This is a genomic window from Shigella dysenteriae, from assembly GCF_022354085.1.
Taxonomy (GTDB): domain Bacteria; phylum Pseudomonadota; class Gammaproteobacteria; order Enterobacterales; family Enterobacteriaceae; genus Escherichia; species Escherichia coli.
On the sequence record NZ_CP055055.1, the window covers coordinates 2,614,464 to 2,626,982 of the forward strand.

The window sequence follows — 12,519 nt, forward strand, 5'->3', positions numbered from 1 at the left end:
TCCACGCACTCTTTATCTGAATAAATGGCAGCGACTATGAAATTTGTCTCTTTTAATATCAACGGCCTGCGCGCCAGACCCCACCAGCTTGAAGCCATCGTCGAAAAGCACCAACCGGATGTGATTGGCCTGCAGGAGACAAAAGTTCATGACGATATGTTTCCCCTCGAAGAGGTGGCGAAGCTCGGCTACAACGTGTTTTATCACGGGCAGAAAGGCCATTATGGCGTGGCGCTGCTGACCAAAGAGACGCCGATTGCCGTGCGTCGCGGCTTTCCCGGTGACGAAGAAGAGGCGCAGCGGCGGATTATTATGGCGGAAATCCCCTCGCCGCTGGGCAATGTCACCGTGATCAACGGTTACTTCCCGCAGGGTGAAAGCCGCGACCATCCGATAAAATTCCCGGCAAAGGCGCAGTTTTATCAGAATCTGCAAAACTACCTGGAAACCGAACTCAAGCGTGAAAATCCGGTGCTGATTATGGGCGATATGAATATCAGTCCTGGCGACCTGGATATTGGCATTGGCGAAGAGAACCGTAAGCGCTGGCTGCGTACCGGAAAATGTTCTTTCCTTCCGGAGGAACGCGAATGGATGGAGAGACTGATGAGCTGGGGATTGGTTGATACCTTCCGCCATGCGAATCCGCAAACAGCAGATCGTTTCTCATGGTTTGATTACCGCTCAAAAGGTTTTGACGATAACCGTGGTCTGCGCATCGACCTGCTGCTCGCCAGCCAACCGCTGGCAGAATGTTGCGTAGAAACCGGCATCGACTATGAAATCCGCAGCATGGAAAAACCGTCCGATCACGCCCCCGTCTGGGCGACCTTCCGCCGCTAATTTAGCAGCTCTCCTGGCTCAAACTGGGTCAGGAGAATTAACCTTGAGAAAAATCAACAAACTGTCAGTAATGATTTGTTGCCTGCCGTCCTTTGTTATACCGTCACTGCGTTTTTAGTTGTCTGACCACTTCTCTATTATCAAGTTTGATATAGGAAACTCCACGATGAACGCTGAGCGTAAATTTCTTTTTGCCTGTCTTATTTTTGCGCTGGTCATTTACGCTATCCACGCTTTCGGTTTATTCGATCTGCTCACCGATTTACCCCACTTACAGACACTCATTCGCCAGAGCGGATTGTTCGGTTATAGCCTCTATATTCTGTTATTCATCATTGCCACCCTCTTTCTGTTACCAGGAAGCATACTGGTGATCGCGGGAGGAATAGTTTTTGGCCCGCTCTTAGGGACACTACTCTCATTAATTGCCGCTACGCTGGCCTCCTCGTGCTCATTCCTGCTGGCGCGCTGGATGGGACGTGATTTACTGCTGAAATACGTGGGCCATAGCCATACCTTCAAGGCTATAGAAAAAGGCATTGCGCGTAACGGCATCGATTTTCTTATTCTGACCCGCTTAATTCCGCTGTTTCCGTACAATATTCAAAATTACGCTTACGGATTAACCGCTATTGCTTTCTGGCCCTATACCCTTATTTCGGCATTAACCACCCTGCCCGGAATCGTAATTTATACCGTGATGGCAAGCGATCTCGCCAATGAAGGCATTACGCTGCGCTTTATTTTACAACTCTGTCTGGCGGGCCTGGCGCTGTTTATTCTCGTCCAGCTCGCCAAACTCTACGCCCGACACAAACATGTGGATCTGTCTGCTTCGCGCCGCAACCCACTTACTCACCCAAAAAATGAAGGATAGAACGATGTTGCAACATTATTCAGTGTCATGGAAAAAAGGACTGACTGCACTCTGCTTACTGGCTGTTGCTGGGCTTAGCGGCTGCGATCAAAAAGAGAATACGGCGGCAAAAGTGGAATACGACGGACTTTCGAACAGCCAACCGCTGCGCGTCGATGCCAATAACCATACGGTAACCATGCTGGTGCAAATTAATGGTCGTTTCCTCACCGACGACACTCGTCACGGTATTGTGTTTAAAGATGGCTCCAACGGACATAAATCGCTGTTTATGGGTTATGCGACCCCGAAAGCATTTTATGAAGCCCTGAAAGAGGCAGGTGGTACGCCGGGCGAAAACATGACGATGGATAATAAAGAAACGACTCATGTCACGGGCAGCAAACTGGATATTTCGGTCAACTGGCAAGGGGCGGCAAAAACGTATTCCTTCGATGAAGTGATTGTTGACAGTAATGGCAAGAAACTGGACATGCGCTTTGGCGGTAATTTAACGGCAGCAGAAGAGAAGAAAACGGGTTGCCTGGTGTGTCTGGATAGCTGCCCGGTCGGCATCGTCAGCAATGCAACATACACTTATGGTGCGGTTGAAAAACGAGGTGAAGTTAAATTCAAAGGCAATGCCTCGGTTCTCCCGGCGGATAACACGCTGGCAACGGTTACCTTTAAAATCACCGAATAAAGCCAGGATAAAGGATGATGAAGATGCAATCGCGTAAAATCTGGTACTACCGTATAACCCTCATCATCCTGTTGTTCGCTATGCTGCTGGCATGGGCGCTGCTTCCCGGCGTCCATGAGTTTATCAATCGCAGCGTTGCGGCGTTTGCCGCCGTGGACCAACAGGGTATAGAACGCTTTATTCAGTCTTACGGCGCACTGGCGGCAGTTGTCTCGTTCTTGTTGATGATTTTACAGGCCATTGCTGCACCGCTACCTGCGTTTTTGATCACCTTTGCCAATGCGTCGCTGTTTGGCGCGTTCTGGGGCGGCTTGCTGTCGTGGACCAGTTCGATGGCCGGCGCGGCACTGTGCTTTTTTATCGCCAGAGTGATGGGCCGCGAAGTGGTGGAAAAATTAACCGGCAAAACCGTACTTGACAGTATGGACGGCTTTTTCACTCGCTACGGCAAACACACCATCCTGGTCTGTCGGTTATTGCCTTTTGTCCCTTTCGATCCAATCAGCTATGCTGCCGGTTTGACTTCAATACGTTTTCGCTCGTTTTTTATCGCCACCGGGCTTGGTCAGTTACCGGCGACTATTGTTTATTCCTGGGCGGGCAGCATGTTAACAGGCGGTACCTTCTGGTTTGTCACCGGACTGTTTATTCTGTTTGCCCTGACCGTGGTGATTTTTATGGCGAAGAAAATATGGCTTGAGCGCCAGAAGAGGAATGCCTGATGGGTTTACCGCCGCTTAGCAAAATTCCTTTCATTTTACGTCCGCAGGCGTGGCTGCATCGTCGCCATTACGGCGAGGTGCTAAGCCCCATTCGCTGGTGGGGGCGGATCCCGTTTATCTTTTATCTGGTGTCGATGTTTGTTGGCTGGCTGGAGCGCAAACGCTCACCGCTCGATCCAGTGGTACGATCGCTTGTCAGCGCGCGCATTGCGCAAATGTGCCTGTGTGAGTTTTGTGTGGATATCACCAGTATGAAAGTCGCCGAGCGCACCGGCAGCAGCGATAAACTGCTGGCAGTGGCTGACTGGCGGCAAAGCCCGCTCTTTAGCGATGAAGAACGGCTGGCGCTGGAGTACGCCGAAGCCGCAAGCGTAACGCCGCCAACGGTCGATGATGCCCTGCGTACCCGACTGGCTGCGCATTTTGACGCTCAGGCGCTCACCGAACTGACGGCATTGATCGGCCTGCAAAACCTGTCGGCTCGTTTTAATTCTGCCATGGACATTCCCGCTCAGGGACTGTGCCGTATTCCGGAAAAACGTTCTTAAGGAGAGATGATGCGCCATTGTGGGTGGTTGCTGGGATTGTTATCGCTGTTTTCTCTGGCAACACATGCCAGTGACTGGCAAGAAATTAAAAATGAGGCCAAAGGGCAAACTGTCTGGTTTAACGCCTGGGGCGGCGATACCGCAATTAACCGCTATCTCGACTGGGTGAGCGGCGAGATGAAAACCCATTACGCTATAAACCTGAAGATTGTCCGTCTGGCGGATGCCGCAGACGCGGTGAAGCGCATTCAGACCGAAGCCGCAGCCGGACGTAAAACGGGCGGTTCGGTGGATCTGCTCTGGGTGAACGGCGAAAACTTCAGCACCTTAAAAGAGGCCAATTTACTGCAAACCGACTGGGCAGAGACTCTGCCCAACTGGCGCTATGTCGACACACAGCTGCCGGTGCGGGAAGATTTTTCAGTGCCTACAGAAGGGGCTGAATCGCCCTGGGGGGGCGCACAACTGACATTTATCGCCCGCCGCGATGTTACGCCACAGCCACCACAAACGCCGCAAGCCTTACTGGAGTTTACTAAAGCCAATCCCGGCACGGTTACCTATCCGCGCCCACCGGACTTTACCGGCACGGCGTTTCTTGAACAGTTGCTGATTATGCTGACGCCCGATCCCGCCGCATTAAAAGAAGCGCCGGACGATGCGACTTTCGCCCGTGTCACTGCTCCCTTGTGGCAATATCTTGATGCGCTGCATCCGTATTTGTGGCGCGAAGGAAAGGATTTCCCGCCTTCGCCCGCGCGGATGGATGCTCTGCTGAAAGCCGGCACATTGCGCCTGTCGCTGACCTTTAACCCCGCGCATGCGCAGCAAAAAATCGCCAGCGGCGATTTGCCTGCAAGCAGTTACAGTTTTGGCTTTCGCGAGGGGATGATTGGCAACGTGCATTTCGTCACCATTCCTGCCAACGCGAATGCCAGTGCTGCGGCGAAGGTAGTTGCCAATTTCTTGCTCTCACCCGATGCGCAATTGCGTAAAGCAGATCCCGCTGTCTGGGGCGATCCTTCTGTTCTCGATCCGCAAAAACTGCCTGATGGGCAGCGCGAAACATTGCAATCAAGAATGCCGCAAGATCTGCCGCCGGTACTGGCTGAACCGCACGCAGGTTGGGTAAATGCGCTGGAACAAGAATGGCTACACCGTTACGGTACGCATTAATCTTTTTGCTGTGGGCGATGGTGGCGGTGATTTATGCACCGCTGATCCCGGCAGCTCTCACGCTGATATCGCCTGCTTTGTCGTTGACACACTGGCAGGCGTTATTTGCCGATCCACAGTTACCGCAGGCATTACTGGCAACGCTGGTGTCGACAACCATCGCGGCGGTCGGGGCGTTGTTGATTGCCCTGCTGGTGATTGTGGCGCTGTGGCCTGGGCCGAAATGGCAGCGTATGTGCACCCGTCTGCCGTGGCTGCTCGCCATTCCCCATGTGGCTTTTGCCACCAGCGCCCTTCTGCTCTTTGCTGACGGAGGGCTGCTTTATGACTATTTCCCGTATTTCACTCCGCCAATGGACAAATTGGGTATTGGGCTGGGCTTCACGCTGGCGGTGAAAGAAAGCGCATTTCTGCTGTGGATCTTAGCAGCGGTATTGAGTGAAAAACGGCTTTTACAGCAAGTCATCGTGCTGGATTCGCTGGGCTACAGCCGCTGGCAATGCCTGAACTGGCTGCTGTTGCCCTCCGTCGCGCCTGCGCTGGCAATGGCGATGCTGGCGATTGTTGCCTGGTCGCTGTCGGTCGTAGATGTGGCGATTATTCTTGGGCCAGGTAATCCACCGACGCTGGCAGTAATTAGCTGGCAGTGGTTAACTCAGGGCGACGCCGATCAACAAACGAAAGGCGCACTCGCCAGCCTGCTGCTGATGTTGTTACTCGCCGCCTACGTTTTGCTGGGCTATCTGCTATGGTGTACCTGGCGGCGTACTATTCCCCGCGTAGATGGCGTTCGTAAGCCTGCCACGCCTTTATTGCCAGGCATTACCCTGGCGAGTTTTTTACCCTTGACCGGTGTGCTGTGTGTGGTTCTGCTGGCGATCCTCGCGGATCAGTCGACGATCAATAGTGAAGCGCTCATCAACAGCCTGACAATGGGGCTGGTGGCGACATTCATCGCTTTGCTCCTGTTACTGCTGTGGATGGAATGGGGGCCACAGCGTCGCCAGTTGTGGCTATGGTTGCCCATTTTATTACCGGCACTGCCGCTGGTGGCGGGCCAGTACACGCTGGCGCTATGGCTGAACATGGATGGAAGCTGGACGGCGGTGGTCTGGGGGCATCTGCTGTGGGTAATGCCGTGGATGCTGTTTATCCTGCAACCCGCCTGGCAGCGCATTGATTCACGGTTAATTTTGATTGCACAAACACTGGGCTGGTCGCGGGCCAAAATCTTCTTTTACGTGAAATGTCCGCTTATGCTACGCCCTACGCTGATTGCCTTCGCGGTGGGATTTTCAGTCAGTATTGCGCAGTATATGCCGACGCTGTGGCTGGGCGCGGGGCGTTTTCCGACGCTCACCACTGAGGCGGTGGCATTAAGCAGCGGCGGCAGCAACGGTATTCTCGCCGCCCAGGCTTTATGGCAACTGCTATTACCGCTTACTATTTTTGCCCTGACCGCGTTAGTCGCAAAATGGGTAGATTATGTCAGACAAGGACTCCGCTAATGCTCTGCGTGAAAAATGTTTCGCTACGTTTACCAGAAAGTTGCTTGCTGACAAACGTTAACTTTACGGTGGATAAAGGTGACATTGTCACGTTAATGGGGCCGTCTGGCTGTGGAAAATCCACTCTGTTTTCATGGATGATTGGTGCACTGCCCGGACAGTTTTCTTGTACAGGTGAGCTATGGCTCAATGAGCAACGGATTGACATGCTACCCACCGCACAGCGTCAGATTGGCATTCTTTTTCAGGATGCACTGTTATTTGACCAGTTCAGTGTCGGGCAAAATTTACTGCTGGCGCTACCGGCGACACTTAAGGGGAATGCCCGACGTAATGCCGTGAATGATGCACTTGAGCGTTCAGGCCTTGACGGAGCTTTCCATCAGGATCCTGCCACTTTGTCTGGCGGTCAGCGAGCGCGCGTTGCTCTGCTTCGCGCCCTTCTCGCTCAGCCAAAAGCGTTGCTACTGGATGAGCCATTCAGCCGTCTTGATGTGGCTCTACGTGATAATTTTCGCCAGTGGGTGTTCAGCGAAGTTCGCGAACTGGCGATCCCCGTCGTTCAGGTAACGCACGATCTCCAGGATGTTCCTGCTGATAGTTCTGTTCTGGATATGGCGCAGTGGTCAGAAAATTACAACAAACTGCGATAACGCAAAGTTTTTCCCAATGCGTCAGTTCAGAATGGCGCACTCAAAACTACAATGTCGGGATTTTCGATGAAACGTGTTTCTCAAATGACCGCGCTGGCAATGGCTTTAGGGCTGGCTTGCGCTTCTTCGTGGGCCGCTGAACTGGCGAAGCCTCTTACACTTGACCAGCTTCAACAACAAAATGGCAAAGCGATAGATACTCGCCCCAGCGCGTTTTATAACGGCTGGCCACAAACCTTAAATGGCCCTTCTGGTCATGAACCTGCCGCCTTAAACCTCTCTGCTAACTGGCTCGACAAAATGAGCACCGAACAGCTCAACGCGTGGATCAAGCAACATAACCTGAAAGCCGATGCCCCGGTGGCGCTGTACGGTAATGGCAAAGATGTCGACGCCGTCAAAACGCGACTGCAAAAAGCAGGTTTTACGCATATCTCCATTCTGAGTGACGCGCTAAGCGAACCTTCCCGTCTACAAAAACTGCCGCACTTTGAGCAGCTGGTTTATCCGCAATGGCTGCACGACCTGCAACAAGGTAAAGAGGTTACGGCGAAACCTGCCGGTGACTGGAAAGTCATTGAAGCGGCCTGGGGCGCTCCTAAGCTTTACCTTATCAGCCATATTCCCGGCGCTGACTACATCGATACCAACGAAGTGGAAAGTGAACCGCTGTGGAACAAAGTTTCTGATGAACAACTAAAAGCGATGCTGGCAAAACACGGCATTCGCCATGACACCACGGTCATTCTGTACGGGCGTGACGTATACGCTGCAGCGCGTGTGGCGCAGATTATGCTTTATGCCGGCGTGAAAGATGTGCGCCTGCTGGATGGCGGCTGGCAAACCTGGTCCGACGCGGGACTGCCTGTTGAGCGAGGAACGCCACCGAAAGTGAAAGCGGAACCGGATTTCGGCGTGAAGATCCCGGCACAACCGCAGTTGATGCTCGATATGGAACAGGCCCGTGGACTGCTGCATCGCCAGGATGCATCGCTGGTGAGCATTCGTTCGTGGCCGGAGTTTATCGGTACGACCAGCGGTTACAGCTATATTAAACCAAAAGGTGAAATAGCCGGAGCACGTTGGGGACACGCTGGTAGCGACTCGACGCATATGGAAGATTTCCATAACCCGGATGGCACCATGCGTAGCGCCGATGATATTACCGCTATGTGGAAAGCATGGAATATCAAACCAGATCAGCAAGTTTCATTCTACTGCGGCACCGGCTGGCGCGCGTCCGAAACCTTTATGTACGCACGAGCAATGGGCTGGAATAACGTCTCCGTTTACGACGGCGGCTGGTACGAATGGAGCAGCGATCCAAAAAATCCGGTAGCAACCGGTGAACGCGGCCCGGACAGCAGCAAATAACATTGCAATTACTGACGCTGGAGCGACTTCAGCGTCAGATACCCACTCCACACCCGCGTAAAGGTCGTCATCCAGCACAACGCACCGAAGATCCACGCAAACCACGCAAACCATGCAGGGAATAAACATCCCAGCACAAACAGTAAGATCGTTTCTGTGCCTTCGGTTAATCCCCCCAGATAATAAAACGATTTATGCGCATAACCGGGATTATCAATCTGATGTTTCGCCGCCAGCGCAGCAAAAGCGAGAAAACTGCTACCCGTGCCGATAAACGCAAACAGCAGCCAGCCGCCTGCCAGGGCGTTTTGCTGCGGTGCGGCGAGGATAAACCCAAAAGGCACCAGCGCGTAAAAAAGAAAATCGAGAGAAATATCGAGAAAGCCGCCCGCGTCGGTAAGCCCTCTGCGCCGCGCCAGTGCGCCATCCAGACCATCAAGCAGACGATTCAACAAAATGACGACTAGCGCCGCCAGATACCAGCCCAGAGCCAGAAACGGCAGAGCCAGCACGCCGATGGCAAATCCCACTAATGTTAAACCATCTGGCGTAATGCCCGGTTTATCAAGAACCCGCACGCACTGATGCAACAACGGTTTAATCCGGGGATGAAGATGGCGGTCTAGCACAGGCACTCCTTAAATATAAAGCCTTTCTGATTGAGCAACAGTGCGGATATTATGGCATTTTTCGCTTATCTGCCCGTGTGTAATTTATGAAAATGATTGAAGTTGTTGCCGCCATCATTGAACGTGATGGCAAAATTTTACTCGCGCAACGCCCCGCCCAGAGCGATCAGGCGGGATTATGGGAGTTTGCCGGTGGTAAAGTCGAGCTGGATGAAAGCCAGCAGCAGGCGCTGGTGCGTGAGTTAAACGAAGAATTGGGCATCGAAGCAACTGTGGGTGAGTATGTTGCCAGCCATCAGCGAGAAGTTTCGGGGCGGATTATCCATCTTCATGCCTGGCACGTACCCGACTTCCACGGGACGTTACAGGCACATGAACATCAGGCGCTGGTCTGGTGCTCACCTGAAGAGGCGCTGCAATATCCGCTGGCCCCTGCTGACATTCCACTATTAGAGGCATTTATGGCTTTACGCGCTGCCAGACCAGCGGATTAGTGTTAAGGGTTTTGTCATCACGCTGGCATTGCAGCAGTATTCCCTCGGCTTTAATTACCGCTCCTTCAGAATAATTTTTATCCTGATAAACACAGCACTGAGTACAGGGCTGCGCTGACTGCCCGCCTGAACTGAACACTTCTGGCGGTACGTTTACCTCCACGTCCGGACGATAATGCGGGTTAGCCAGTGCAATTAATGGAAATGCTAATACTACGGCGAACAATGCTCGACTCACAGGGAACTCCTTAACGTTATTGTCTCTGCTACTGATAACGGTAGCCGGGTGGCAAAACTTTAGCGTCTGAGTTATCGCATTTGGTTATGAGATTACTCTCGTTATTAATTTGCTTTCCTGGGTCATTTTTTTCTTGCTTACCGTCACATTCTTGATGGTATAGTCGAAAACTGCAAAAGCACATGACATAAACAACATAAGCACAATCGTATTAATATATAAGGGTTTTATATCTATGGATCAGACATATTCTCTGGAGTCATTCCTCAACCATGTCCAAAAGCGCGACCCGAATCAAACCGAGTTCGCGCAAGCCGTTCGTGAAGTAATGACCACACTCTGGCCTTTTCTTGAACAAAATCCAAAATATCGCCAGATGTCATTACTGGAGCGTCTGGTTGAACCGGAGCGCGTGATCCAGTTTCGCGTGGTATGGGTTGATGATCGCAACCAGGTACAGGTCAACCGTGCATGGCGTGTGCAGTTCAGCTCTGCCATCGGCCCGTACAAAGGCGGTATGCGCTTCCATCCGTCAGTTAACCTCTCCATTCTCAAATTCCTCGGCTTCGAACAAACCTTCAAAAATGCCCTGACTACTCTGCCGATGGGCGGAGGTAAAGGCGGCAGCGATTTCGACCCGAAAGGGAAAAGCGAAGGCGAAGTGATGCGTTTCTGCCAGGCGCTGATGACTGAACTGTATCGCCACCTGGGCGCGGATACCGACGTTCCGGCAGGTGATATCGGGGTTGGTGGTCGTGAAGTCGGCTTTATGGCGGGGATGATGAAAAAGCTCTCCAACAATACCGCCTGCGTCTTCACCGGTAAGGGCCTTTCATTTGGCGGCAGTCTTATTCGCCCGGAAGCTACCGGCTACGGTCTGGTTTATTTCACCGAAGCAATGCTAAAACGCCACGGTATGGGTTTTGAAGGGATGCGCGTTTCCGTTTCTGGCTCCGGCAACGTCGCCCAGTACGCTATCGAAAAAGCGATGGAATTTGGTGCTCGTGTGATCACTGCGTCAGACTCCAGCGGCACTGTAGTTGATGAAAGCGGATTCACGAAAGAGAAACTGGCGCGTCTTATCGAAATCAAAGCCAGCCGCGATGGTCGAGTGGCAGATTACGCCAAAGAATTTGATCTGGTCTATCTCGAAGGCCAACAGCCGTGGTCTGTACCGGTTGATATCGCCCTGCCTTGCGCCACCCAGAACGAACTGGATGTTGACGCCGCGCATCAGCTTATCGCCAATGGCGTTAAAGCCGTCGCCGAAGGGGCAAATATGCCGACCACCATCGAAGCGACTGAACTGTTCCAGCAGGCAGGCGTACTGTTTGCACCAGGTAAAGCGGCTAATGCTGGCGGTGTAGCAACGTCAGGCCTGGAAATGGCACAAAACGCTGCGCGCCTGGGCTGGAAAGCCGAGAAAGTTGACGCACGTTTGCATCACATCATGCTGGATATCCACCATGCCTGTGTTGAGCATGGTGGTGAAGGTGAGCAAACAAACTACGTGCAGGGCGCGAACATTGCCGGTTTTGTGAAGGTTGCCGATGCGATGCTGGCGCAGGGTGTGATTTAAGTTGTAAACGCCTGATGGCGCTACGCTTATCAGGCCTACAAATGGGCATAATTCATTGCAGTTACGCTCTAATGTAGGCCGGGCAAGCGCAGCGCCCCCGGCAATATTTCAGGCTTTTATGAGTATTTAACGGATGATGCTCCCCAGGGAACATTTCTTATGGGCCAACGGCATTTCTTACTGTAGTGCTCCCAAAACTGCTTGTCGTAACGATAACACGCTTCAAGTTCAGCATCCGTTAACTTTCTGCGATAGCAGCAGATATGCCAGTAAAGAAATCCCATTAGACTATTTTTTTGATAATCTTCTTCGCTTTCGAACAACTCGTGCGCCTTTCGAGAAGCAAGCATTATATAATGCCAGGCCAGTTCTTCTTCAATTGTCCCGTTTTGAAAAGCTGTGCTTGATATCGAGATCATCCATGATAATTCCGCCGCCCATATTAGCTTCGCCGAGGATTTACCGGAGCTATGATTAGCGCAATCAGAGATATAGTCTGAGGGAAAAACAGCAAATTTATTCAACAAGGCGATAACCTGCTCTGGGGCTTCCTCCATGTTTGCTTTAAAGGTATTGGCTCCATGGTCGCCAGAAAGAAAATGCTCCATTAAGGCACAATAACTTTCGCTATCTTCGATACCCCATTGATCCTCTAAAGACTCGCGTCTTTTACTTATGATATCGATCGAGTCAAAAGGAAGCACATGATATTGGAAGGTATCTTTGCCAGGTTCAGGCTTTCGCGGCCAGAACTCCAGCGTTTCAGACCATTGCTTATGATAGAATCGATAAGGTGCGATCAATTGTAGCGCCTGTAACTTCTCGATACTGAGCGGCTCAATACCTTTAGCCTGATAATAATGCAGTTGTTCTTTTTTTGCTTTAAAACCGGCCCGAACAATAAGCCCCATCGTAATTAATAGATAAAGAAAAGAGCATCCCGCAGTAATCAGGCCTCTTTCATTCAAACCGTTGGATGTTATCGCTGCGAATACAAACATTACAGCGACAACACATGTTAAATAACCCCCCACTTACAAAGCAGCATGGCCTTATTTTCTTTAATCATCCGTTCAAAATTACTATTAAATATTTCCCAGCCATTAAAAGAATACTTCTCGCTCCCAGGATGGTTTTGTAATAAAACTTTTTTCATCACATTCCCTGTTATTACATACTTTAGAGGCGATAATTTT

At 51.6% G+C, this 12,519-nt stretch carries 13 protein-coding genes and 1 pseudogene; 11 read left to right on the forward strand and 3 right to left on the reverse strand.

All coding sequences use genetic code 11. From position 1 onward, the window contains the following. The first annotated feature begins 36 nt into the window (after positions 1-36). The 9 genes from xthA to ynjE all read left to right on the forward strand — a co-directional run bounded on the left by xthA (position 37) and on the right by ynjE (position 8,383). The gene (xthA, locus tag HUZ68_RS12480; RefSeq protein ID WP_000673937.1) at positions 37-843 is read left to right on the forward strand and encodes an exodeoxyribonuclease III; all 807 of its coding nucleotides are present in this window, start codon (positions 37-39) and stop codon (positions 841-843) included. 166 nt (positions 844-1,009) lie between these two features. Further along, positions 1,010-1,720 (forward strand): TVP38/TMEM64 family protein, encoded by a 711-nt coding sequence (locus HUZ68_RS12485; protein WP_033814667.1) that lies wholly within the window; start codon positions 1,010-1,012, stop codon positions 1,718-1,720. Positions 1,721-1,724: 4 nt separating this feature from the next. Continuing rightward, positions 1,725-2,402, forward strand: a complete 678-nt coding sequence (gene ydjY, locus HUZ68_RS12490) for a lipoprotein YdjY (protein WP_033814666.1) — start codon at positions 1,725-1,727, stop codon at positions 2,400-2,402. Between the two features lie 14 nt (positions 2,403-2,416). After that, complete coding sequence (locus HUZ68_RS12495; RefSeq protein ID WP_000977128.1) at positions 2,417-3,124, forward strand: TVP38/TMEM64 family protein; 708 nt, start codon at positions 2,417-2,419, stop codon at positions 3,122-3,124. Then, entirely contained in the window at positions 3,124-3,672 is a 549-nt protein-coding gene (locus HUZ68_RS12500) for a carboxymuconolactone decarboxylase family protein (protein ID WP_000524072.1), read from the forward strand. Before HUZ68_RS12495 ends, HUZ68_RS12500 begins: the two co-directional genes overlap by 1 nt. A gap of 9 nt (positions 3,673-3,681) precedes the next feature. Then, on the forward strand, positions 3,682-4,848 hold the full coding sequence (locus HUZ68_RS12505) for an ABC transporter substrate-binding protein (protein WP_112925034.1): 1,167 nt from the start codon (positions 3,682-3,684) through the stop codon (positions 4,846-4,848). After that, positions 4,821-6,356 carry an ABC transporter permease subunit gene (locus HUZ68_RS12510; protein WP_033814664.1) on the forward strand — a complete coding sequence of 512 codons (1,536 nt, stop codon included), beginning with the start codon at positions 4,821-4,823 and terminating at the stop codon, positions 6,354-6,356. Before HUZ68_RS12505 ends, HUZ68_RS12510 begins: the two co-directional genes overlap by 28 nt. Further along, the gene (locus HUZ68_RS12515) at positions 6,356-7,009 is read left to right on the forward strand and encodes an ATP-binding cassette domain-containing protein (protein ID WP_001383240.1); all 654 of its coding nucleotides are present in this window, start codon (positions 6,356-6,358) and stop codon (positions 7,007-7,009) included. The genes HUZ68_RS12510 and HUZ68_RS12515 overlap by 1 nt, the downstream gene beginning before the upstream one ends. 66 nt (positions 7,010-7,075) lie before the next feature. Then, entirely contained in the window at positions 7,076-8,383 is a 1,308-nt protein-coding gene (gene ynjE, locus HUZ68_RS12520; protein WP_033814663.1) for a thiosulfate sulfurtransferase YnjE, read from the forward strand. Positions 8,384-8,391: 8 nt separating this feature from the next. On the opposite strand, the gene HUZ68_RS12525 is transcribed toward ynjE, so the two are convergent. Next, on the reverse strand, positions 8,392-9,012 hold the full coding sequence (locus HUZ68_RS12525) for a CDP-alcohol phosphatidyltransferase family protein (RefSeq protein WP_001371603.1): 621 nt from the start codon (positions 9,010-9,012) through the stop codon (positions 8,392-8,394). A gap of 86 nt (positions 9,013-9,098) precedes the next feature. On the opposite strand from HUZ68_RS12525, the gene nudG reads away from it, so the two are divergent. Then, positions 9,099-9,506, forward strand: a complete 408-nt coding sequence (nudG, locus tag HUZ68_RS12530) for a CTP pyrophosphohydrolase (protein WP_000781877.1) — start codon at positions 9,099-9,101, stop codon at positions 9,504-9,506. Here nudG and HUZ68_RS12535 read toward each other — a convergent pair. Next, positions 9,472-9,744 (reverse strand): YnjH family protein, encoded by a 273-nt coding sequence (locus tag HUZ68_RS12535; protein WP_028132257.1) that lies wholly within the window; start codon positions 9,742-9,744, stop codon positions 9,472-9,474. The genes nudG and HUZ68_RS12535 overlap by 35 nt on opposite strands. A gap of 235 nt (positions 9,745-9,979) precedes the next feature. Between HUZ68_RS12535 and gdhA the strand changes: the two genes are divergently transcribed. Next, the gene (gene gdhA, locus HUZ68_RS12540) at positions 9,980-11,323 is read left to right on the forward strand and encodes an NADP-specific glutamate dehydrogenase (RefSeq protein WP_033814662.1); all 1,344 of its coding nucleotides are present in this window, start codon (positions 9,980-9,982) and stop codon (positions 11,321-11,323) included. Between the two features lie 116 nt (positions 11,324-11,439). On the opposite strand, the pseudogene HUZ68_RS12545 reads toward gdhA, so the two are convergent. Continuing rightward, a pseudogene (locus HUZ68_RS12545) lies at positions 11,440-12,479 on the reverse strand (DUF1266 domain-containing protein). Positions 12,480-12,519 lie beyond the last annotated feature (40 nt).

Bases quoted from the DNA above. Each gene is read 5' to 3' on its own strand.
- xthA (WP_000673937.1), top strand. From the start codon at position 37: ATGAAATTTGTCTCTTTTAATATCAACGGCCTGCGCGCCAGACCCCAC.
- HUZ68_RS12485 (WP_033814667.1), top strand. From the start codon at position 1,010: ATGAACGCTGAGCGTAAATTTCTTTTTGCCTGTCTTATTTTTGCGCTG.
- ydjY (WP_033814666.1), top strand. From the start codon at position 1,725: ATGTTGCAACATTATTCAGTGTCATGGAAAAAAGGACTGACTGCACTC.
- HUZ68_RS12495 (WP_000977128.1), top strand. From the start codon at position 2,417: ATGATGAAGATGCAATCGCGTAAAATCTGGTACTACCGTATAACCCTC.
- HUZ68_RS12500 (WP_000524072.1), top strand. From the start codon at position 3,124: ATGGGTTTACCGCCGCTTAGCAAAATTCCTTTCATTTTACGTCCGCAG.
- HUZ68_RS12505 (WP_112925034.1), top strand. From the start codon at position 3,682: ATGCGCCATTGTGGGTGGTTGCTGGGATTGTTATCGCTGTTTTCTCTG.
- HUZ68_RS12510 (WP_033814664.1), top strand. From the start codon at position 4,821: ATGGCTACACCGTTACGGTACGCATTAATCTTTTTGCTGTGGGCGATG.
- HUZ68_RS12515 (WP_001383240.1), top strand. From the start codon at position 6,356: ATGCTCTGCGTGAAAAATGTTTCGCTACGTTTACCAGAAAGTTGCTTG.
- ynjE (WP_033814663.1), top strand. From the start codon at position 7,076: ATGAAACGTGTTTCTCAAATGACCGCGCTGGCAATGGCTTTAGGGCTG.
- nudG (WP_000781877.1), top strand. From the start codon at position 9,099: ATGAAAATGATTGAAGTTGTTGCCGCCATCATTGAACGTGATGGCAAA.
- gdhA (WP_033814662.1), top strand. From the start codon at position 9,980: ATGGATCAGACATATTCTCTGGAGTCATTCCTCAACCATGTCCAAAAG.